The sequence below is a fragment of the Shewanella sp. SM55 genome (genome assembly GCF_025654025.1).
Taxonomy (GTDB): Bacteria; Pseudomonadota; Gammaproteobacteria; order Enterobacterales; family Shewanellaceae; genus Shewanella; species Shewanella oncorhynchi.
In genome coordinates, this window is sequence record NZ_JAKKRS010000004.1 from 179,656 (window position 1) to 201,874 (window position 22,219).

Annotated in this window: 21 protein-coding genes and 6 tRNA genes; 10 read left to right on the top strand and 17 right to left on the bottom strand. The window is 44.8% G+C overall.

Annotated elements, in window-relative coordinates:
- Positions 1 to 37: 37 nt before the first annotated feature.
- A tRNA-Ser gene (locus tag L5L91_RS07930) sits at positions 38 to 128 on the bottom strand.
- Positions 129 to 349: 221 nt separating this feature from the next.
- On the opposite strand from L5L91_RS07930, the gene L5L91_RS07935 reads away from it, so the two are divergent.
- Together L5L91_RS07935 and fabA are read left to right on the top strand one after the other, a co-directional pair.
- The gene (locus L5L91_RS07935) at positions 350 to 2,083 is read left to right on the top strand and encodes an AAA family ATPase (RefSeq protein ID WP_263236052.1); all 1,734 of its coding nucleotides are present in this window, start codon (positions 350 to 352) and stop codon (positions 2,081 to 2,083) included.
- Positions 2,084 to 2,157: 74 nt separating this feature from the next.
- Positions 2,158 to 2,673 carry a bifunctional 3-hydroxydecanoyl-ACP dehydratase/trans-2-decenoyl-ACP isomerase gene (gene fabA, locus L5L91_RS07940; RefSeq protein WP_263236053.1) on the top strand — a complete coding sequence of 172 codons (516 nt, stop codon included), beginning with the start codon at positions 2,158 to 2,160 and terminating at the stop codon, positions 2,671 to 2,673.
- Positions 2,674 to 2,795: 122 nt separating this feature from the next.
- On the opposite strand, the gene rmf is transcribed toward fabA, so the two are convergent.
- From rmf to rlmKL, 5 genes are all read right to left on the bottom strand, one after another.
- A complete protein-coding gene (rmf, locus tag L5L91_RS07945; protein WP_006082074.1) occupies positions 2,796 to 2,972 on the bottom strand; it encodes a ribosome modulation factor in 177 nt (58 codons plus the stop codon).
- Between the two features lie 187 nt (positions 2,973 to 3,159).
- Positions 3,160 to 4,998, bottom strand: a complete 1,839-nt coding sequence (locus L5L91_RS07950; protein ID WP_263208033.1) for a DUF3466 family protein — start codon at positions 4,996 to 4,998, stop codon at positions 3,160 to 3,162.
- Positions 4,999 to 5,026: 28 nt separating this feature from the next.
- Positions 5,027 to 6,952 carry an ABC transporter ATP-binding protein gene (locus L5L91_RS07955; protein WP_263176579.1) on the bottom strand — a complete coding sequence of 642 codons (1,926 nt, stop codon included), beginning with the start codon at positions 6,950 to 6,952 and terminating at the stop codon, positions 5,027 to 5,029.
- Position 6,953: 1 nt separating this feature from the next.
- Positions 6,954 to 7,208: a glutaredoxin family protein gene (locus L5L91_RS07960; protein ID WP_168827464.1), complete on the bottom strand. Its 255-nt coding sequence runs from the start codon at positions 7,206 to 7,208 to the stop codon at positions 6,954 to 6,956.
- On the bottom strand, positions 7,201 to 9,330 hold the full coding sequence (gene rlmKL, locus L5L91_RS07965) for a bifunctional 23S rRNA (guanine(2069)-N(7))-methyltransferase RlmK/23S rRNA (guanine(2445)-N(2))-methyltransferase RlmL (RefSeq protein ID WP_263236054.1): 2,130 nt from the start codon (positions 9,328 to 9,330) through the stop codon (positions 7,201 to 7,203). Before rlmKL ends, L5L91_RS07960 begins: the two co-directional genes overlap by 8 nt.
- Before the next feature lie 257 nt (positions 9,331 to 9,587).
- Here rlmKL and L5L91_RS07970 point away from each other — a divergent pair.
- From L5L91_RS07970 to L5L91_RS07990, 5 genes are all read left to right on the top strand, one after another.
- Positions 9,588 to 9,664: transfer RNA gene (locus L5L91_RS07970), tRNA-Met, on the top strand.
- A gap of 41 nt (positions 9,665 to 9,705) precedes the next feature.
- Positions 9,706 to 9,782: transfer RNA gene (locus L5L91_RS07975), tRNA-Met, on the top strand.
- A 145-nt stretch (positions 9,783 to 9,927) separates the two neighbouring features.
- Positions 9,928 to 10,004 (top strand) — tRNA-Met (locus L5L91_RS07980).
- A 156-nt stretch (positions 10,005 to 10,160) separates the two neighbouring features.
- Positions 10,161 to 10,237 (top strand) — tRNA-Met (locus L5L91_RS07985).
- A 153-nt stretch (positions 10,238 to 10,390) separates the two neighbouring features.
- A tRNA-Met gene (locus L5L91_RS07990) sits at positions 10,391 to 10,467 on the top strand.
- 204 nt (positions 10,468 to 10,671) lie between these two features.
- On the opposite strand, the gene L5L91_RS07995 is transcribed toward L5L91_RS07990, so the two are convergent.
- The 11 genes from L5L91_RS07995 to L5L91_RS08045 form a co-directional block, all read right to left on the bottom strand.
- The gene (locus L5L91_RS07995) at positions 10,672 to 11,085 is read right to left on the bottom strand and encodes a hypothetical protein (protein WP_220776085.1); all 414 of its coding nucleotides are present in this window, start codon (positions 11,083 to 11,085) and stop codon (positions 10,672 to 10,674) included.
- 205 nt (positions 11,086 to 11,290) lie between these two features.
- Positions 11,291 to 11,782, bottom strand: coding sequence for a GNAT family N-acetyltransferase (locus tag L5L91_RS08000; RefSeq protein ID WP_028759632.1), 492 nt, complete (start codon positions 11,780 to 11,782; stop codon positions 11,291 to 11,293).
- Between the two features lie 437 nt (positions 11,783 to 12,219).
- Positions 12,220 to 12,819: a recombination mediator RecR gene (gene recR, locus L5L91_RS08005; protein ID WP_006082081.1), complete on the bottom strand. Its 600-nt coding sequence runs from the start codon at positions 12,817 to 12,819 to the stop codon at positions 12,220 to 12,222.
- A 12-nt stretch (positions 12,820 to 12,831) separates the two neighbouring features.
- Positions 12,832 to 13,161, bottom strand: a complete 330-nt coding sequence (locus tag L5L91_RS08010) for a YbaB/EbfC family nucleoid-associated protein (RefSeq protein WP_028759630.1) — start codon at positions 13,159 to 13,161, stop codon at positions 12,832 to 12,834.
- 223 nt (positions 13,162 to 13,384) lie between these two features.
- Complete coding sequence (gene dnaX / locus L5L91_RS08015) at positions 13,385 to 16,618, bottom strand: DNA polymerase III subunit gamma/tau (RefSeq protein ID WP_411569325.1); 3,234 nt, start codon at positions 16,616 to 16,618, stop codon at positions 13,385 to 13,387.
- Positions 16,619 to 16,736: 118 nt separating this feature from the next.
- On the bottom strand, positions 16,737 to 17,288 hold the full coding sequence (gene apt, locus L5L91_RS08020) for an adenine phosphoribosyltransferase (RefSeq protein ID WP_105252212.1): 552 nt from the start codon (positions 17,286 to 17,288) through the stop codon (positions 16,737 to 16,739).
- A gap of 268 nt (positions 17,289 to 17,556) precedes the next feature.
- Positions 17,557 to 17,925: a YbaN family protein gene (locus tag L5L91_RS08025; protein WP_263163000.1), complete on the bottom strand. Its 369-nt coding sequence runs from the start codon at positions 17,923 to 17,925 to the stop codon at positions 17,557 to 17,559.
- A gap of 81 nt (positions 17,926 to 18,006) precedes the next feature.
- Positions 18,007 to 18,129 (bottom strand): hypothetical protein, encoded by a 123-nt coding sequence (locus L5L91_RS08030; RefSeq protein ID WP_006082086.1) that lies wholly within the window; start codon positions 18,127 to 18,129, stop codon positions 18,007 to 18,009.
- Between the two features lie 150 nt (positions 18,130 to 18,279).
- Positions 18,280 to 19,026: a DUF2063 domain-containing protein gene (locus L5L91_RS08035; RefSeq protein ID WP_263236056.1), complete on the bottom strand. Its 747-nt coding sequence runs from the start codon at positions 19,024 to 19,026 to the stop codon at positions 18,280 to 18,282.
- Positions 19,026 to 19,895 (bottom strand): DUF692 domain-containing protein, encoded by an 870-nt coding sequence (locus L5L91_RS08040; protein ID WP_263236058.1) that lies wholly within the window; start codon positions 19,893 to 19,895, stop codon positions 19,026 to 19,028. The genes L5L91_RS08035 and L5L91_RS08040 overlap by 1 nt, the downstream gene beginning before the upstream one ends.
- A 116-nt stretch (positions 19,896 to 20,011) precedes the next feature.
- Entirely contained in the window at positions 20,012 to 20,440 is a 429-nt protein-coding gene (locus tag L5L91_RS08045; RefSeq protein WP_028759624.1) for a hypothetical protein, read from the bottom strand.
- A gap of 30 nt (positions 20,441 to 20,470) precedes the next feature.
- Here L5L91_RS08045 and L5L91_RS08050 point away from each other — a divergent pair, with 30 nt between their 5' ends.
- The 3 genes from L5L91_RS08050 (at position 20,471) to L5L91_RS08060 (ending at position 22,205) form a co-directional block, all read left to right on the top strand.
- Entirely contained in the window at positions 20,471 to 20,656 is a 186-nt protein-coding gene (locus L5L91_RS08050; RefSeq protein ID WP_263236060.1) for a hypothetical protein, read from the top strand.
- 51 nt (positions 20,657 to 20,707) lie between these two features.
- A complete protein-coding gene (locus L5L91_RS08055; protein ID WP_263236062.1) occupies positions 20,708 to 21,658 on the top strand; it encodes a tRNA-dihydrouridine synthase in 951 nt (316 codons plus the stop codon).
- A gap of 187 nt (positions 21,659 to 21,845) precedes the next feature.
- Positions 21,846 to 22,205, top strand: a complete 360-nt coding sequence (locus tag L5L91_RS08060) for a TraR/DksA C4-type zinc finger protein (protein WP_028759621.1) — start codon at positions 21,846 to 21,848, stop codon at positions 22,203 to 22,205.
- Positions 22,206 to 22,219 lie beyond the last annotated feature (14 nt).

Consider the following 22,219-nt stretch of genomic DNA (forward strand, 5'->3'; position numbering starts at 1 on the left):
AAGGCCGCTAATTGCTTAGCGGCTTTTTGACTAAAAATGGCGGAGGAGCAGGGATTTGAACCCTGGGTGGGCTATAAACCCACGCCGGTTTTCAAGACCGGTGCATTAAACCACTCTGCCACCCCTCCGAACGCCAAAAATAATATAAGTATACCGCTAACTTGTAAACCTCAATTTTTAAATATCGAGTCAAATGCTCAACTTATGTTCACCCCGATGTTTTTTACAACAAATACATGGCCAGTTTCAACGAATAATCGAGTAAACAGACGTAAAAACACCTATACAGTGAGAGACTTGTCGCCTTGGTATGGTAAAATCACTGCAACTTTTCACGGTAAATGCTTATATGAATTCACTCTTGATACCCACGTCTTCACTCGCACCTGAATTTAGCCTGCCAACCCTTCCCGAAACGGCTGACAATCTAAGCGCATTACTCTTAGGACAAGAGCGTGCTGTGGATGCGTTTAAACTCCACCAAGCTATTGTCGATCAGCACTTGTATCTGGCTGATTTCCCGAGCATTGACCGCCAATTAATGATCCAAGCCTGTATTGATAGCCTAGCGCCGTTATCTCCAGCTTATTTAGTGGCAACACGCCCGACTGATAAAGCGGTAACATTTCAGTGGCAATCAGAGAAACCACTAGAAAATCAGATCAGTATTGCCGAAAAAACGACTCGCTATCGCTACCTCAGTGGCAATATTCGCCGTGTAGACCTCATTGGCCGTATGGCACAAACAGGAACAACAAGTCAGTATCAAGCTGGTGCTCTGGCCGAATGTCATTATGTATTTATTTGCGCCGAGTCACTGTGGAAACGTGAAGGTTTATGGGAATTAGTGATGCAAATCCTCACCCATAAAGCGTATCAGATTAGCAATAACTTAAGTCCTATCCCGCTCAATTGTAAAATTGTCCTTATCGGTGCAGGAATGATTTATAGCCAAGTCAGAACTGAGGATTGGCAATTTCAACGTCACTTTACCCTACTAGCAGAACTCGCTAGCGAAATCGACTTGGTCCGTTATACAGAATCACAATACGTCGCATGGTTGCAAGCGGTTGCACAAAGTGTCGAGGTCACTTTAGAACAATCAAGCCTAGCGCCACTTTTTCGTTATAGTGCACGGTTAACCGAACATCAGCGCCGCCTCAGTTTGTCTATGCTCGAGTTTGCCCAACTGATGGTACAAGCTAAAGCCTATTGTGGTAAACCGAGTATCAATGCGAGCAGTATTGAGCTCGCGTTAGCCCAAGCCAACTATCGTCATAACAGCTCGGAAGAGTATTCAGGTCAAAGCTTCGATGACAACTTCATAAATCTGCCAACTTCGGGTGCTATGGTTGGTCAGATCAATGGATTAACTGTCATTGATGCAATCGATTACAGTTATGGTGAGCCTGCGCGGATCACGGCATCTGTTCACTATGGTGATGGTGAAGTCGCCGATATCGAAAGAAAATCTGAACTTGGTGGCAATATACATGCCAAAGGAATGATGATCCTTTCTGCCTGCTTGTACCGTATCTTTGGGCGAGATGCACCATTACACCTAAATGCCAATATCGTTTTCGAGCAATCCTATCAAGAAATTGATGGTGATAGCGCATCACTCGCCGAATACTGCTGTTTGATGTCAGCGATTGCTGAACAACCCATTATTCAGTCACTGGCAATAACTGGTGCATTGGATCAATTTGGTAATGTGCAAGCGATTGGTGGCATCAACGAGAAAATTGAAGGCTTTTTTAATCTGTGTGAACGTCGTGGTCTCACGGGAGAACAAGGCGTCATCATGCCCAAATCGAACGTGTTACAGCTTAACCTCAATCCCAAAGTGATTACAGCTGTAGGCAAAGGCTTATTTCACCTCTATGCAATCGAGCATATGGACCAAGCTGTTGAGCTATTAATGCAAATGCCTGCGGGTGTAGCCGATGAAGATAATGATTTTCCACATGATTCATTATACGGCCTTGTGCAGGAACGATTAGACAAGCTCGCAGGAAATGGCGAGGAGGAAATCGGCATAATCACGAGATTACTCGCAAAATTGGGATTTTTTCGCCGCTAATTAGCTGATCGGAGTTGTTTAGCTTACACGTGTTCGCTAATCTTGGCGGCTCTTATTGCTGGAGTAGTAAAACAATGAACAAAGCAAACAGTTTCAATAAAGAAGAACTCATCGCCTGTGGCCATGGGAAATTATTTGGTCCAAACTCACCTCGTCTGCCTGTCGATAACATGCTGATGATAGATAGAATCGTTACTATCAATGATAATGGCGGTGAGTTTGGCAAAGGTGAAATTGTCGCTGAACTCGATATTAATCCAAACTTATGGTTTTTTGACTGCCACTTTATTACCGACCCGGTAATGCCTGGCTGTTTAGGGCTTGATGCCATGTGGCAACTCGTTGGCTTCTATTTAGGCTGGGAAGGCGCAGAAGGCAAAGGACGTGCTCTGGGTGTAGGTGAAGTAAAGTTTACTGGTCAAGTATTACCAGGCGCTAAGAAAGTCACTTATAAACTCAATATCAAGCGTACTATTCACCGTAAACTGGTGATGGGTATTGCCGATGCAATCCTTGAAGTTGATGGCCGTCAAATCTACAGTGCAACCGATCTTAAAGTCGGTGTCTTTAGCGATACGTCTACATTCTGATCAGTCTTACTCCAATACACTGAAGATATCAGTACTACAGATATAAAAATGCCCTCATCTGAGGGCAATATGCTGCATTACTTTGCTTGTTCTGGGCTATTTAATTAATGAGTAAAACTCAATTATTTATTAAATAGCCCATTAACTCGGCCATCCACACCTTCACGCCAACCGCCTAACCACTGCGATCGCGAATCAAGATTTGCATATGGACAGAGCTCCTTAGAGCGTCCACCAACCCCAGCTTGGAATCCTTTTGAAAAAGCTCTGTCTAAACGATCTCGTTTTTGTCTTTTCATGCAAGCGTCCTCTGTTCTACATAAAATAGAAGCAAAAGCTTCACCCATAGAAATAGTGCTTTTTGACGCCAAGATCAATCAAAAAATCGGCTATTATACTGACTATTTATTAAACTATTGAGATCCTAGCGAAAAAAAATCGAGGCATTTCGCCTCGATTTTTTTAGTCTGAATTGAAGCTTAAAACTTAACGAATTCGACGACGGAACCACACCAATGGCAAAGCAAATAACCAAGCTAACGTTGCCGCACCAGAACGCTCAAAATTACCGGTATCGGTGCTATCTTCAACAGTACAAGCTTCACCACTGGTAGCCGGTTTAAGTACAACCATACGTGGAACATAAGCCGTTACAGGGTTACCATTACCACTGAGTTCAAATAGTGGTACACCATTCTCACCAACAATAATATTACCATTAGAGTCTAACTGGAAAGAAGGCTTACGAATAAAGGCAGTCCCCACGATGGTGCCATCTTCATTAATGCTGGTCGCTTCAACAACGAGAATATCACTGTCATAAGTCAGTACTTTACCAGTACCATCCGTAAATTCAACCTTATGACGGGTCCAATTGCCATCAGAGCCCTTTTCATAGCCCTTAGATTCACAGGTCAACAGGTTGTTAAGGTTACTAAATTCACCGGTAGATTTCTCATACAGGAAGCCCGCCTTAGGACGTGGTTTTTCCTTATCATAGGTGGTTTCTATATAACCTACGACTTGACCTTTATTGTTAATATCCTTGGGTTTACTCGAAAGATCCGTTGCCGTTGAGGCAAAATCATTAGGGGTTACATAGCCAACATCAGGTGTATTAGTATCAAAATAGAAAAACTTGTCGCGCAAATAACCTTGAATATAGCTACGATAACTACCGACAAGAATACCACTATCGTTGATGTCATAGGCAATGGAACTTGAAATCGATTCGCCCATTGGGATCCAGTGGTATTTATAATTACCTTCGACATCCTTAGCCCAATAAGCCGCATCTTGGTGTAACTTATCTGTATTGTTATTACGATAAACGTGCGAACGACCAACAACCACACCGTTATCATTCACGCCGAGCGCCTGAGCAGTAAAGGTTAAAGTGTTATCAGCTTTAGGCGTTAACCCTAAAGGCAACTCAATTCCCGTAGCAATATTATTGTCGATTTGCCATACATAGGCACGCGTCTGGTACTGAATGTTACGCGTACCCGTCGTATTCGGATATTGCTCACGTTGTACACAAATATCCAACGGCAAAGTATTATCCGAGCCTAAACAATAATTAACACGATCACTACCATATTTACTGATAGCAGTACTGGCGTAACCGGTCACTAAGTTATTATTATTAATAGCTGTAGCAGCAGACCATCCACCTAACTCTGCGGTTTTAGTCTTATCAGCATTAACAAATTGCGTGTAGGGAGGAACTAATGGAATTTCAGTGCTGCCCACTTTTACAACACCGCGGAACTCATAGTCGCGGTAATACCAATAATCATCAGTAACATCAGTAGTTGCAGTGTTTTCTGTTTTCTTTTCAGGCGCAGTCATGCTGCCCACTCTCACGCCCGCATCATTGATGCCGTAATAAAAAGTATCGACTGAGTTAACAACCGAAGTATCACTCGGTGGCGTAGTGCCATTGATACTATCAAAGGTTGTCTTCCATGCACCATCGGCACCATTTTGCGCCGCTATAAAGGCAAAGTTATTGGCAATAATCGCCGAAGTGATTGAATAGGTGATAGTTTCCTCTTTGGCTATACCATCTTCTATATCAATAACCCCACCTTCCACATCTGATGTGCTAAGTTTTTTCTTACCTTTGATGATACCGACTAACTCGTCGTTGGCGTTAACACCTAACGCATAACCATTACGAGTTCCTTTGAAGCTATCAGAAAGTGGCAGATCATAATCATCAAGATTAACAATCTCGTAGACAGGTGCAGCATGGGCACTGTTTAATACACCAAGGACACCTAAGGCAACCAAGGAAAGGGCTTTATCCAACTTTGACTTCATTAATTCTATTCCCATTTTTATTATTGGTTTACTTCAGTGACTCAAGCTCTTCCCAACGCTCGAAGCAAACTTCCAATTGCTTTTCTTTATCAGCCAACTGACTCAATACCTGATTGACTTTATCCTGCGCCTGACTATAAAAGTCTGAATGTCCAATAGTGGTCTGCAATGCGAGAATTTCTGCCTCCAATTGCTCCATCACATTAGGTAGCGACTCTAACTCACGCTGTAGCTTATACGACAGTTTTTTTACCGCTTTCACTGGTTCTGCAGTTTTAACTTCGACGGGTTTAGTTTCAACCGCAGGAGCTTCGACCACCTTTTGTGAACTAGGTTCCTCAGAATAAAACTTTGCCCCTTGGTTCACAGCATCTTGATAACCACCTACATACTCGCTCCAATGGCCATTACCCGCATACCACCAGCTACTGGTCACAGTATTGTCGATAAATGCCCTGTCATGGCTCACTAGCAATAACGTACCTTGGTATTCAGTGAGCAACGACTCTAGCAATTCTAAGGTCTCAATATCAAGATCGTTAGTTGGCTCATCGAGAATGATTAAGTTTGCAGGGCGAATTAATAACTTAGCCAATAACAAACGGTTCTTCTCACCACCCGACAGCGCTTTCACTGGCGTTCTGGCGCGCATAGGCGAGAACAAGAAGTCCTGCAAATAACTTAAAATGTGGCGGTCTTGACCATTGATCGTGATGGTCTTTTTACCTTCACCAACGTTATCTTCAACGGTTTGCTCAGGATCTAACGCTTCACGATATTGGTCGAAATAAGCGATTTCGAGCTTAGTACCGACTTTAATTTCGCCCGATTGCGGTTGCAGCTTCTCGATTAACAGCTTGATCAAGGTTGATTTACCACAACCGTTTGGCCCAATCAGCGCAATACGGTCACCACGGATAACCGTCGTATTAAAGTTTTTAACCAGATTTTTATCGGGCAGATTGAAGTTAAGATCGGTCACATCAAAGACTAACTTACCAGAACGTTCAGTATCCGATACTGCCATTTTAGCATTGCCTTGACGATTCAGACGTTCACTTCGCTCTTCACGTAAAGCCTTAAGTGCGCGAACTCGACCTTCGTTACGGGTACGTCTGGCTTTAACACCTTGACGGATCCATACTTCTTCATCGGCGAGACGCTTGTCAAACAAGGCATTTTTCTCGGCTTCGACGCGCAACCATTCTTGCTTACCATCAAGATACATTTGATAGTTGCCCGGCCATGAGGTCACCACACCACGGTCTAAATCGACAATCCGCGTCGCCATACGGGCAATAAAGCCCCTATCGTGGCTGATAAAGACGATAGCGCCTTGATAATCGAGTAAAAACTTTTCAAGCCACTCGATAGTGTCTATGTCTAAATGGTTGGTCGGTTCATCAAGTAACAACAGATCTGGCTCGCTCACCAGTGCTCTGGCTAACGCCACTTTACGCTGCCAACCACCCGATAACTCGCTCAAGGATTTGTCAGGATCGAGTCCTAATAATTCGCAGTTTTGTTGGATGCGAGAATCTAGCTGCCATCCATTATAGTGGTCTAAGGTTTCTTGCAGACCTTGCATTTCATTCAGCATACGATCCATTTGCTCAGGATCGGCATGGGCCACATCGTGGGACAGTTGATGATAACGCTCAAGCGCCTCGCCCACTTCCTTTAATCCCGCAGCAATATAAGCGTATACCGTGCCTTGCTCAGCCTTTGGCGGATCTTGTTGTAGACGGCTAACGGTCACATTACCAGCGATGTTGAATTCGCCTTCATCCAGCAGTACATCACCAGATAACACTTTTAATAAACTCGACTTGCCAGCACCATTACGGCCAACAATACACACGCGCTCACCGCGTTGAATAGTAAAATCCGCTTTTTGTAACAACGGAGTGTAACCATAGGCTAAAGAGCCACTATTGATACGAACCAGACTCAAACTAAGCTCCTGTAAACTCTTGTAATTGCGTTGCGTTAAATGGCCAATGTAATTCTCTACCATCCCAAGCTTTAAGCACAGGGATCGATACGCCATAACGCTGCGCGAGGTATTCATCGTCACAAATATCTATGGCCCGATAGCCAATGTCAGCCGCGTCCAGTAAGGCCGCGGCCAGTTCACACAGATGACATCCCTCTGTGTGATATAGCAGATAATGCCTGTTATCTAATTCTGCTTGAGTCAACTCAGGCATGGGTGATAAGCCAGGTATTATGGATATGTGGATTACGTTTGTAGTCCATAGGCAAAGTCACGTCATCAATGTTCTTCACATTAATGTTCATCTTTGTCAGTGCCTCTATGTCCATCTTAAACTTACGTTTATTATTAGAGAACACTAGCTCGCCTGTTGGGCTGAGCAGTTTCACTAAGGATGCCAGTAAGTTCACATGGTCTCTCTGCACATCGAATGAATCTTCCATACGCTTAGAATTTGAGAAGGTCGGCGGATCGATAAAAATCAGATCGTACTTTTCACGGCAATCACGGATCCACTGCATGCAGTCAGATTGAACAAACTCATACTGCTTACCTTGCAGTCCATTGAGTGCAAAGTTGTCCTTCGCCCAAGCAATATAGGTATTTGACATATCCACCGTCGTCACCGATTTAGCCCCACCAAGCGCCGCATGCACAGAAGCAGAACCTGTGTAAGAGAACAGGTTAAGTACCCGGCGTCCCTTAGATTTTTGACCGACTAAACGGCGTGTCAATCTGTGATCGAGGAATAAACCTGTATCCAAATAACCGGTTAAGTTCAGTTTGAACTTAGCGCCATATTCGGTAGTGATAAGCTCTAACTTACGCTCATCCAGCTTTTGATACTGACTCGTGCCCTTTTGACGCTCACGCGTCTTCATGATCATCTTATTCGGATTGATACCAATGGCCGACGGCAGTGCTAACAAAACATCGCTTAAACGACGCTTGGTTACGGCTTCAGGTATAGTTGCTGGCGCCATATATTCTTGAATAATCACGTAATCTAAGTATTTATCTACTGCGACGTTATATTCAGGAATGTCGGCATCATAAATACGATAGCTGTCGATGCCTTCTTTCTTGGCCCATTTCTCTAATAACTTGGCATTTTTCTTAATGCGGTTAGCAAAAGCAGGGGCGATATCGGCAATGTCGACGCCGTCTGGCAGCACTGGTGTATCGCGACGTGTACTGGTCGCATGCAAGGTATAAATGTTAAAGGCACATTCTAGGGCGCCGTTGAACATCTTCATCTGTTTGTCGGCTTTAAGCTTAAGTGATGATACCAGCTCGATATCACTACACAGCATGGCCACTTTCCAGCCGCCAAATTCTTTCTTAAACTTGTCGCCTAGCTGATAGTAAAGCTGCAATAACTCAGACACATTGCCTAAACGTTCACCATAAGGTGGGTTAGTGATCAAATATCCACTTTCTGCAGGCGGTGTTATCGTCAACGCATCTGCAACTTGAAACTCAATTAACTCGAGTACACCGGCATTTTCGGCATTACGTTTGGCTAACGCAACTAAGCGAGAATCGATATCTGAGCCGTAGAATTTAATCTCGCAACGTTTCACGCCTAATGAGGCACGCGCTTTCGCTTTTTCAACGATTTCTTGCCACACAGCTTTATCATGACGACGCCAATGTTCAAACCCAAAACGGCTACGCTGTAAGCCTGGGGCAATATCGGCCGCCATTAAAGCCGCTTCAATCAGCACAGTTCCACTACCACAGAAAGGATCGAGCAAGGTCGAAGGCGCTGCTTGCCAGCCACTGCGTACTAACATGTTGGCGGCTAAGTTTTCTTTCAGTGGTGCTTCACCAGTAGTAGAACGATAGCCACGTTGATGCAGTGATGGACCAGAGAAGTTCATCGCAATCGTGATTACGCCATTACGAAAATGGGCATCAACTTTAAAGTCAGCATCGACGCGTGACACATTTGGGCGCTCAACGTCATCGTCCCGGAATCTATCCACAACCGCGTCTTTAATCTTGAGTGCGCCGAACTGGGTATTATTGATAAAACCACCCGTACCATGAAAATCGATACTAAAAGTGCTTTTATTGGAAAAATGCGCCGGCCAATCGACACAATAGGCGGCATTATAAAGTTGCTCTGCCGACTCGCAGCTACCTTTATAGATAACCAACACGATACGGCTGGCTAAACGTGTCCATAAAGTAATCCGATACGCTAAAGCTAAGGGGGCAGTGAAATACACACCAGCAACACTCTCTTTTACTTCAGTCGCACCAAATTCTGTCAGCTCTTGGGCTAAGCTATATTCAAAGCCCTTAGGGGCGGCGGCAAAAAAATTAAGCATGGGATAATCAGTACGCAGTCAAAATCAAAGCGACATTATACCTGCTCGAATACATAAAAGATAAACAGTTATTAGTCGAAACCCCATTTAGTCTCATCCTCGACTTAAGATAATCAACGAAAAATCCCTAACTTATGTTTAAATTGTATGAAAGCCCCCCACTCCGCTTTATATTTAAGCGTTCACCACCTTTTTCGATCTTCGTCCTTGCAATGCCAAGGCGCTGCCGTTATAGTCTGCCCCGCTTTGAAGACGGACGCGGGATGGAGCAGCATGGTAGCTCGTCGGGCTCATAACCCGAAGGTCGTAGGTTCAAATCCTGCTCCCGCAACCATTTAAAAGCAAAATAGTAAAGTAATACAGATAGATATCGGACGCGGGATGGAGCAGCATGGTAGCTCGTCGGGCTCATAACCCGAAGGTCGTCGGTTCAAATCCGGCTCCCGCAACCACTTTCTATATGTGTTTATAACGAGAAACAGCTTATCGGGCCCAACTCCTTATAAACAACAGGCGAAGGTAGTCAGTTAAAATACGACTCCAGCAACCAATTCTTAGATGACAGAATTAAAATAGTTATTAACAGCAACAATCGGACGCGGGATGGAGCAGCATGGTAGCTCGTCGGGCTCATAACCCGAAGGTCGTCGGTTCAAATCCGGCTCCCGCAACCACTTTTTATATGTGTTTATAAAGAGAAACAGCTTATCAGGCTCAACTACTTATAAACAACAGGCGAAGGTAGTCGCTGATTTAACATTAGCAATCCGGCTTCCGCAACCAATTCTTAGATGACAGAATTAAAACAGTTATTAACAGCAATAATCGGACGCGGGATGGAGCAGCATGGTAGCTCGTCGGGCTCATAACCCGAAGGTCGTCGGTTCAAATCCGGCTCCCGCAACCACTTTCTATATGTGTTTATAAAGAGAAACAGCTTATCGGGCTCAACTCCTTATAAACAACAGGCGAAGGTAGTCGCTGATTTAACATTAGCAATCCGGCTTCCGCAACCAATTCTTTGATGACAGAATTAAAACAGTTATTAACAACAATCGGACGCGGGATGGAGCAGCATGGTAGCTCGTCGGGCTCATAACCCGAAGGTCGTCGGTTCAAATCCGGCTCCCGCAACCACTTCTCTTTATTAAAGAGAAAATAACCAGCACAAGCTGGTTTTTTTGTATCTAAAATTCGTAATAACCCTCTGTAAAATCCTAACCAGATCACCATGGTAGCGCTCATCGGATTCAACGACCTATAAACAACCGATGAAAGCCATCAGTTCAAATCATCTTCAACAACAGCGTCCAAAATAAGATTTAAACTGATTAGCTGACATCAATGCGTTTTTTGGATTTCAAATTTCGCCATGAAGGTGTCGGACAATATGACTCCTGCCATAGCACCAAAGGAAACGGTGAAAATCATGATGAAAGGTAGAGGTTTCAAATAAGCGGAAGTGAGAACACCTTGACCGAACCAGTGCAGCAACAGACCAAGGATCATGACGCCAAAAGCGAGCTTATTTGCAGCAAAAAACATCGGAATTTCGAACGCCCACAACGCTTTATTTTCCTTAAATTGAGCGAAACCGAAATAGAGATAAAGCAGTAATGCCACTATAGCGAGAGTGCAAACACTGAGTGCATAGCTTAATTGAGAAGCCCCAGCCAATACTTGATAGCCGATACGTATGGCATAAATACCGACACCCAACCAAAGTATCAGCAGCGGCAATAAAATGAGTCCCATTTTTATCCTTAAAAGTTAGGATAGACATACACTTAGCACCTAAAGCGAACTCTGAAAATGAGCGCTTAATGCTATTCCAAGACCTCGGTTCGTAAAGTGAGATCTTGAAGTAAGTTCTTAAATTCAGCGCTTAGAGCAAATTCTTAAAGTTAGTACTTAGAGTGAGAGCCTTAAGCAATAGATAAAATACATAGAGATCAGCATGTTATTTTAACCGCGCCATATGATACACACTGACAAACTCACCATTTCTAAAAGCAAAATCCTTCGACTCACCTTCCATTACAAAGCCAAACTTTTTATATAGACCAATGGCGGCATGATTATCGGTATAAACCGTTAATTCAATTCGTTTTATATTCATCCATTTATCGGTAAGCTCAAGCATCGCGTTAATCAAGGCACTGCCTATACCGCGGCCTTGCCAACTGTCTTTTACACCCATACCAAAGGAGGCAACATGCCTACGGCGAGGTTGCTCATACACTTCAAAACCCAACTCACCGACAATTTCACCTTCAATCTCTGCGACATAACGATGAACATGATTCGATGTTGCTGCAAGACGCGCCTCCCATTTATCGGTCGATGGCAAAGGTAATTGCAAGGTGCCGGCATAGGCATTTGGACAGGCATATACTGCTTGAATGGCTGCAGCGTCACTCTTCTCTGCATGCCTAATCGTAATATTTCCCAATGAGTCCCCTCCCTGGTTTTCAAATAAAAAAGACGTGACCAATTCAACGTACACAAAGCTAAGCACACAGGTCTAAGCCCAACGAATTGACTTAGGCATGCTGTGGATCACTGTGATTATGCAACTCAACCCGATTATTATTAAACCGACTTTACGGATGAAGTTCACATAAGACAAGTATGAAATTTAAAAAACTATTGATAAACCTGGATTTTATATAGATATCAATCAATATAGGAATTGAATCAACCACCGCCCTGTCTCCATAACCCAGCCTCAACACCTAGGTTGCAACTCTGGGCAAATAAAAACCCGCTCAAGATAGGATCTTGGCGGGTTTATAAGATTCAGGCACTAAGGTGATAATCGAGTTGAATACTTCAACCTTCAATTAATCCAATACAATCAATAGTATGGATCTAATATAAACTGTTTAATTAGAGCGGTAAACGACCATTAAATGACAAGGCTAACGTTGTGCTATCCACGTATTCAAGCTCTCCACCAACGGGTACGCCGTGGGCGATGCGACTGATCATCACCTTATGGCGTCTGGCCATATCAGCAATAAAATGCGCTGTGGCCTCGCCTTCTACCGTCGGATTGGTCGCTAAAATCAACTCGGCAACATCACCCGAAGCCAAGTGGCGCTCGAGTAACGCTAAGCCTAACTCTTCTGGCCCCACGCCATCGAGTGGCGATAAATGACCTAAAAGCACAAAGTAGCGACCAGTGAAATGTCCACCCGCCTCAATGGCTAACACATCGGCCGGCGTTTCCACCACACAGATGGTGGAAGACGTGCCGCGTTTATGGCTAGCACAAATCGGACAGAGGGTTTCTTCAGTGTAGGTTCGGCAAGACTGACAATGACCGACGTCACTCATAGCACTGGACAGCGCACTGGCTAATTTAAGCCCTGCTTTTCTGTCACGCTCGAGTAACTGAAACGCCATACGTTGCGCCGATTTAGGCCCAACCCCAGGTAAACAACGCAGGGACTGAATTAACTCATCTAACAGTGGACTAAATTTCATCGGCTATCTCAATTAAAATGGCATTTTCATGCCTGGAGGTAATTGCATACCACCAGTGACTTCGGCCATTTTAGTTTTTTGGTTTTCTTCGATTCGACGAGCAGCGTCATTACAGGCCGCAGCAATCAAATCTTCCAGCATTTCTTTGTCGTCTTCCATCAGACTTGGGTCGATTTCGACTTTACGCACTGTGTGCGCGCCTGTCATAGTCACTTTCACCAAACCAGCACCAGATTCACCCACCATTTCCATACGGGCGATTTCTTCCTGCATTTTGGCCATTTTTTCTTGCATCATCTGGGCCTGTTTCATCAAATTGCCCATACCGCCTTTTCCAAACATAGTCATTTCTCTTCTATTAGGGTTAGTCGCAAGCATTAACGCGGCTAATCTTACTTAAATAAATGGGATTGGCAATCAATGCCGTTATCTTGTTAATAAACTTATGATCTCGATGCAGAGTTTCTCAGCAGCATCACTATAAATATGCACTCGAAGCCTAAATTTAAACCACAGCGTTACAAATTAACGATGAAAATTTTACCCAAAGACTCGCCAATAATGGCTAACTCGCAGCCTCAGTTAACTCAGGTAACGCTTGTATTTGCTGACTGCGTAAATTCAACAACTCTGGCGGATATACTAGACTATCGGCATCGAGTTCGGCGCCCATACGTTGGATCAACCATTGCACATTGTCATCATGAATCAATGATTGATGCGCTTGTTGCAGCAACTCTTGGTGGAAACGCTTACGTAACTCTAAGGGCGTTTCCCGCTGTTCATCGATTCCTATGACCACTTGTACCCGTCTTGGGTTCCCGAGCGCGGTAGTTAAGGCTTGCTCAAGCTGCACTATGGCAACATCGGCCGCTAGATGCTTCTGGTTTGGTTTAAGCAGCAACGGCAAAGGATCGCTCAAGGTTTGGCAGACAGAATTAACCGCCAGTTGCCGCACTCGCCCGCCGATCTCTAAGCTCGCCATCAACTTGTACCAATGTAAATCTAATGGATGACCGCTAATAGGTTGAGTCGAACTGAGCGCGACTTGTGTCTCCTGCGTGTGTTCCACTGTATTTGACGCATTTGTCAGTGCTGTTGTGCTAGCCAAAGCAAACTCTGAGGCGGGTATTTCTTCTTGACGTACAGCCTGATTTTGAAGTATTTCCGACTTCAAACTTGATGCTGCGACCTGCCCGTCACTCAGGGATAGAGTGTCATCTTGTGCATGATTAGGTGCGTAACTCACGCCTAAAAGCTCTTGAGCATGACTGGCTTGAACATTCTTTATATCAGCAGCTTGCGCGCTCACCGGCTGAACACTGTCAGTCTTATTGCTATCGACTTGCGTCACTTCGATAGATTCAGCTTCAGGCGCTGCCTCCCAAGGCGGACGATCATCTGCAGCGGACGGTTTGACAGGCTTCTCAGAGACAATTCCAGTTGAGATGACGACTGAAGATACTGCTTGGTGCAAATCGATAGGCTCAAGATCTAAGTCGAAGTCATCATCAAAATCTATCGCTAAATCAGGGTCTAAATCAGATGCTGGATCAACAGAAAATGCCACACTTGGCTGACTCGCTTCAATTTTAGTAACCGATTTAGGTAAGGTTACACCATGTGATTTAGTGTTTGGCGTCTTAAGTTTTGAGTCCAATGACGACTTTTTTTCATCACCGTCCTTAGCACTTAAGGCGTCAAGATCCGATAACAGTGAATCCCGCGCCGCCAACACAGCTGAGAGAATATCATCATCGGCTAAGGATGCAGAAGCGGCTTGTTGTAGCGCTTGCTCTTGTATTGAATCTGATACTGAGGTCTGTGATTGAGTGAAGACTTGAGCCACAGGTGCTGACTGACGATCAGCAGAAGCTTGCATGCCTGCAGCGTTTGAAACACCTACAGAACTTTGAACATCAACAGAATTTATAGCCTCTTTCGAATCAAAGCCATGGTTAAAGTTATCATCATTATAAGCGCCAGAGGAAAAATCAGCATAAACGTCTTGATAGGAATCAAGTGGAGCTGACTCTAGGGCATAATCCTCCATCGCTGAATATGAATGCTCAGCTTCATTTCCATGAATGCGATTAGCATCATGCCCTAGCTCAAACGCGTTGTTATCGATGTTGTTATCGAAGATGTTCTCTGCAGCAAGGTCTTTATCAAAAAGAGCTTTATCTACACTGTCACCACACTCAACAACTGTTGAATTGACAGCAGTTTCAGGCTCTGCCGTATTCACTAGACTCGGTTCGGAAGCTGTTGTGACTAATTCAATTCCTTGAATATTCTGAGTATCAATACTAGCGACCGATACCTCGATACCAGCAACAGATTCTGAAGTGTGTATAAGAGACGCTTGAGCGGTTGATACTGTTTGAGTTTGTGGCTCGACCTCAGCATTCACTATCTCAACGTTTAAGCTGCCAGCGTTAAATCCCTGACTCTGCGCCTGACTTAGAATCACCGCCTGTTCGACAATTAATGCCGCATCCGCTTCGAGCTCAGCATCAAGTGCCTGCTCTGCGGTATCGGCAGGCTCAATTAATGCTGTTTTTTTTTCAGCTGTATGTGATTCAGCAGTATGTGTTTCAGCAAACTGTTGTTCATTTACATCAAGAGCTTGCGCTGCAGCAGTTGCCGCAACTGGCATTTGCCCTGCGGGTAAACTGATCTCAGCGACAGCATCAGGCTGCCAGCGCTTTACTGGCTTTTCCGGCACAAACGCCACAGCGCGTAATAGCGCCATCTCAAGACCCGATTTAGGATCCGGTGCATGGGGTAAGTCTTTGCGGCCGGTTAATAAAATCTGATAATAAAGCTGCACTTGTTCCGGCTTAAGCTGTTCGGCAAAGGCGCGAATTTGTGCGCTATACAAGGATTGCTGCGCGCAAGCGGGGGCAAATTGGGTCAAGGTAATTTGATGTAACAACTCAAGTAAACTGCGTAGCACTTCTTGGGCATCTGCGCCGTACGCGAGCACTTGGGCACAGGTATGCATTAACACACCAATATCGGCATCGGTTAAGGCTTTAAGCAAGGCAACTACATGCTGCTCATCAATACTGCCCAGCATAGTTTGCACTTGAGTGAGCATCACATTGCCGCCACCAAAGGCGATCGCTTGATCGGTCAAACTCAAGGCATCACGCATACTGCCATTGGCGGCTTTGGCAAGAAGCTTTAAGGCTTCAGCATCAAAGGGAAACTGCTCTTGGGTCAAGATATGATTGAGCTGAGTGCCAATTTCGCCTTGGGTAAGGCTTTTTAAATTGAATTGCAAACAACGGGATAACACAGTCACGGGCAGTTTCTGTGGATCGGTTGTCGCCAAAAGAAATTTAACGTGCTCGGGGGGTTCTTCTAAGGTTTTTAGCAGTGCGTTAAAACTGCTGCGCGACAGCATGTGCACTTCGTCGATGAGATAAACCTTAAAACGGCCACGGGTCGGACGATACTGCACATTGTCTAACAGCTCACGGGTATCATCGACCTTAGTGCGAGATGCGGCATCGACTTCAATCAAATCGACAAAACGACCTTGGGCGATTTCCATACAACTGCCGCAAACACCGCAGGGAGTCGCTGTCACACCTTGTTCACAGTTTAAGCCTTTGGCAAAGAGTCGCGCTAAACTGGTTTTACCGACACCGCGTGTTCCCGTAAACAGGTAAGCATGGTGTAAGCGCTGCTGGCTTAACGCATTGGTCAAGGCATGCAAAACATGGCTTTGGCCAACCATTTGATCAAATGTGGCAGGGCGCCATTTTCTGGCTAACACCTGATATGACATGGAACTCCCCAGAGTATGTGATACAAAAGCGGGAGCATGCGCCCCGAGAACTTTGAAAGATAACATGCCATGATTTGACATGCCATCAAACTATCCCAAGGCGCCTTTAGCTGCAGATTTATTCGCCTTCAAACTCACAAAGTTTAACCAACTCAAGCCCTAATGCGGTTAAACGGGCTTCACCGCCTAAATCAGGTAATGAGATCACAAAGGCCGCATGTTTAACTTCACCGCCGAGTTGGCGAATGAGTTTAACGGTTGCTTCGATAGTACCGCCAGTGGCGAGTAAATCGTCAACAACGAGCACTTTGTCATTTGCGCTAATCGCATCAGTATGAATTTCTAGGCTATCGTGACCGTATTCTAGTTCATAGCTTTGGCTGATGGTTGCACGCGGCAATTTACCGGGTTTACGCACAGGTACAAAACCGATACCCAATTCTAAAGCCAACGGTGCACCAAATAAGAAACCACGGGCTTCAGTGCCCACAATTTTGGTAAAGCCTTGACCACGATAATGTTCAACTAACAAGTCGATGGTCGCTTTATAGGCTGCTGCATTCTCAAGCAAACTGGTGACATCTCGAAATAAAATCCCTTCCTTAGGATAATTAGGAATCGTTTTAATGCTTTGCTTTATCAAGGATAAGGTTTCTGTATTCATAGCCATCATATTTGCTTAATAAGTTACTTAATCAATTCACCAACCTAGCGGTGGCGGTATAAAACAAAACGTCCACACTGGGTGGACGCATTGTCGAAAGTCGGACAAAGCTTATGCCGCTTTAGTTTTAGTTGCAACAATCACAATGCACAAGTGATGGAAAGGTTATCAATTTGTGCCTTAGATCAAACCCTGTTGGCACTCAGTTAAATAGCCTCAACAAGAACACGACTAAACTTTCAGTCACAGCACTTGAGCCCATTCAATCACTCAATCATCCCTCTATTTCAGGTATACCTTTAAGATACCAAAGTAGGACCAATGCCATGACAAACAGCAGACCTTTTACCCAAAGGATGGGGACCACAATAATACTGACACTAAAACTGAGTGCGCTAACTATCATGGCTTTGCGTTTCAATCCCGTACGCATTGCTCGCTGCTCTTGCCACTGGGTTAAGGCATCGGCAAACCAGGGATGTGTCATCAACCAATGGTGTAAACGTTCACTCGAGCGGGCAAAGCAGAAGGCAGCAAGCAAGATAAAAGGCACGGTCGGCAATATCGGTAGCACGATACCGACTAAACCTAAGACTAAAGCGGTTAAGCCTAACAGTAAAAATAATCCGCGCTTTAATACCATAGGTTTAAATGCCCTTTATCGGAAAAACAAAAGCCACTCGAAGAGTGGCCAATAGGCTACGCGCTAGAGATTAACGCTCGCTTAAATTAAACCTAAATGCTTTAACCAAGACAGACTTGCTGGCAGAGTCGGCAACAGTAAAACTAAAATAAAACCAATAAAATACAAAAAATTAAATGGGTCTTTGAACGGCTGACTACTCATTACAGCTCCTCTAGTATGTGCAAGTATAAGTGCGCAGGAATCGTACAGTGATTGAGATCACAAAACGGCCGACATTGTAGCGGTTTGTCAAATTAATAAAAACCCTCTAAATGTAGGGTTATTACATTTATTTCGGCAATAATCCCAACCTTAAGACTGACGTCCGCGCACTATCCCTTTGGCCGCTAATTGCTCGAGTAACTGCATACAACCTTGCTCAATAATCTCTGGCGCCATTTGAGGGTAAGTGATTGTTAACCAATCAACTATCTCTTTAAAACCCGCTTGGCCTTGGGCTTGAAGAAATGCCAGCACCTGTGCGCTTAAGGGATTTAACTGTAAGAAGCACACTTCGCAATCGGCATCTTGATAGAGACAAAAAAACACTGGCGTATCGAGTTGTTGCTGCGGACGATAATCCTGACGAATGTGCTGCACCTCAAAATGATACTGCGCCACCCTCGCCGTCTGCGACAAACATAAAGCCTGCGTCGACATTTGCGCTGAGCTGAGTTGAGATTCATCCTCACTCGCCTGTGCGACCGCAACGGCCAACTCTAGCCATTCATAGTGCGCTAATTCGAGCATAAAAACAGGATCATTTGCCGTGGGCTGATATTCCTGCTGTAAAAAATCTAAAAACTCACCCGCGATATCGATAAAAATGGGCGATTGGCAATCATGTTGACTGAAAAAACGTTGCACCAAAGTCAGCCATTCCTCCTCAGAATACAAACTTTTAAGCACGGGAAAGCCGTTCGACACAAATCCCAGCACATTATTAAAAAATAACTCGCGGTAAACCTGCATACGCCGGACATCAGTATCCGCGGGCAATGGCGAAGAGGGATCGCGGATATAATCGATAAAGGATTGCTGCACTTGCTTAAAATCCATTAGGCGCTCCTCTTTACGGCATGAGCGCTATTTTGAGCATGGGAGCTGGACGCCGCCATTTGATAACCGTGAATTTGATTTATCTCGAGCAACAATTCAGCGGTTGTCGGCAAATTAAAGTCACGCTCAAGCAAAGTCGGTTTTACCCCATGCAAAGCATAACAGCGCTGTAATAATGTCCAGACGGGATCGTTAATGGCTGCGCCATGGGTATCAATGAGCAGATCTTCAGCTTGTTTGTAGTGCCCAGCAATATGCAGATAAGCGATGCGCTCTGTCGGCATGGCCTGTAAAAAGGCATCGGCATCGTATTGATGGTTTATCGAGTTCACATAGATGTTGTTCACATCTAGTAGCAGTTTACAATCGGCTTCTTGCAGCACGGCATTAACGAATTCAAGTTCTGTCATTTGCGCACCTGGAGCGGCATAAAAAGACACATTTTCTAAAATAAGCGGCCGCTCTAGAATATCTTCTACTTGCTTGACCCGCGCCGCCACATGCTTCACCGCAGCGCAGGTAAAAGGGATAGGCATTAAATCATATAAGTGACCTTGCCCTGAGCAATAACTTAAATGTTCGGAATAGACTTGGATTTGGTGTAAATCCATAAAGGTTTTGATATTTTTTATAAACGCGAGATCTAAAGGTTCAGGGCTACCAATGGATAAACTCAAACCGTGGCAGTAGAAAGTATGTTGCTCAGTCAACTCACGAAATTGGCGGCCAAATTTACCACCTAAGGTCATCCAATTCTCAGGCGCCACTTCAAAAAAATGAATAGCATCAGGCACCTGTAAACAAAATTCACTGAGCATTTCTCGTCTTAATCCCAGCCCTACCTGTGCCGTATTTTTTTGATCATTCATAGAACCTCACGAACGCTAACCTGTAATCGCTTAAGAATAAAACACAAGAGACCAGCGCTGGCTGGCCTCTTTAGGCTCAATTATCCCAATAACTGCAGGGATAAAACAAACCCGCTTTACTTCACTTCTTTTTTAACGGCTTCGACTTTAGCATCCACTTTTTCGGCGGTTTTCTTCATATCAGCGCCACATTTCGCTTCACCACACTTACCTTCATGGGCCTTATCAGCGGCTTTCTTCATGTCAGCACCGCATTTCGCTTCGCCACATTTCCCCTCATGAGCTTTATCTGCAGCCGCTTTTTTCATCTCAGCACCGCATTTAGCCTCACCACACTTACCTTCTTTGGCTTTTTCAGCGGCGGCTTTCTTCATGTCTGCGCCGCATTTGGCTTCACCACATTTGCCTTCTGAGCCGACAATTTGATAGCCCGCATCCATAGCTTCAAAACCAAATGGGTTAGTTTGTGCATTGACAGCAAAAGCTGAACTCATCACAACTGAACCTAACGCGACTGCAACTGCTGTTTTTTTAACTGAATTCATAAATAATCCCTTCTTGTTTATTGAGTAATAATGACCAACAACAGTTTAAGTAGCTGGCTTACAGCAAAAGACCTGCCTTATTTCGATTCTATTGCAAAAAATATCACTAAGTCACAGAAATGGTCAAAATATCCTGCTAGGACAATCAGTTTAGCTTGGATTTTATTTATTGGCGTACCTATTCATCCTCCTTCACAAGGCCACTTTGTAACTTAGAGCTGATAAGGTAGAATGCTCGCCCTTTGCAACAGATATGGGTTTACTGCAGTGCGTGTGATTTTGGCTCCAATGGAAGGCGTAGTAGACGCTTTGATGCGTGACATCCTATCGACCATCAATCCCTACGATTTGCTCGTCACCGAATTTGTGCGAGTGGTAGACCAACTGCTGCCTGAAAAGGTCTTTCTCAAACTGTGTCCTGAACTGCTCAACAACGGCAACACCCCTTCAGGTACGCCAGTACGAGTACAATTGCTTGGTCAAGAACCCCAATGTATGGGCGAAAATGCCCTGCGTGCCATTGAGCTAGGCTCACACGGTGTTGATGCAAACTTTGGCTGTCCAGCAAAAATTGTTAACCGCAGTAAAGGTGGCGCCGTATTATTGCAATATCCTGAGAGTGTGCACGATATTGTCAAAGCCATGCGTCAAGCAGTACCAAAAGAGCATGCCGTAACGGCCAAAATACGTTTGGGCTACGAAGATAAGTCACTGTTTATGGAAAACGCCATTGCAGTGTATGAAGCCGGTGCAACTGAACTTGCCATCCATGCGCGCAGTAAAGTCGACGGTTACAGACCGCCAGCCTACTGGGAATACATCACCGAAGTGCGCAAACGTTTGCCGATCCCGGTGATCGCCAACGGTGAAATTTGGAACAGTGACGATGCTAAGCGTTGTATCGAAGTCACGGGCTGCGACAGTATCATGATCGGCCGCGGGGCAATTTCATTGCCGAACTTGGCTGATACTATCAAGACAGGAGCCACTCCTTATACTTGGGCGCAAACCTTAGGGCTCATGCTCAGTTATACCCAAAGGGAACTCAATAGCCGTAAGAGTGACTATTATCCAGCCCGGATCAAACAGTGGTTCACCTATCTCAACCGTCAATATCCCGAAGCCGATACCTTGTTTAGGGAACTGCGAGTCTTTAAAACAACGGAAGAAATAGTCCGCGTATTAGAAACGGCGCAACGGAACTTATGCGACGAATAATCGCGACGATATGTGTGATAAAAGGGCTTTTGCCGTAGCACATATAATGCGATAAGAATGAAGTACTTTTTCGATTTTTAACGGCTAAAAAACCGAAAATGTGGCAGATACTTGATCTTTATCATAGTCGTTGATAGTGGAACTATTAGACTGGACGCCTAGAGTCAAATGAAATAGGCGATTTTACGTGAGCACCACCCATATCAGACATGAATTGTCAGAGCTTGAAGCTAATCTAAGGAAAGAAATCGGCGCGCTCCCTCTGTTCCTCGAAGCCATAGGGGAGCATTACGCTAGCCTGAGTCTGGCAGAATTAATTGATAAATTGGCTCAGACACCACTGGCTGAACACCCACTATTTTGCCGATTAAATAAACTTGATGCCGCCTTTTGCCAGCTCGACTTAGGTCTCTACGGTCTTTGCTCGGATTGTGAGGCAGAAATTGAAAGCGAACGCTTAAGCCAAGATCCCACCGAACAACGCTGCACCTCCTGCGCCGAGCATTATCAGCATGAACACCGCCACGAACTGCGCCTCACGCATTGATAGCGCTCATTCGA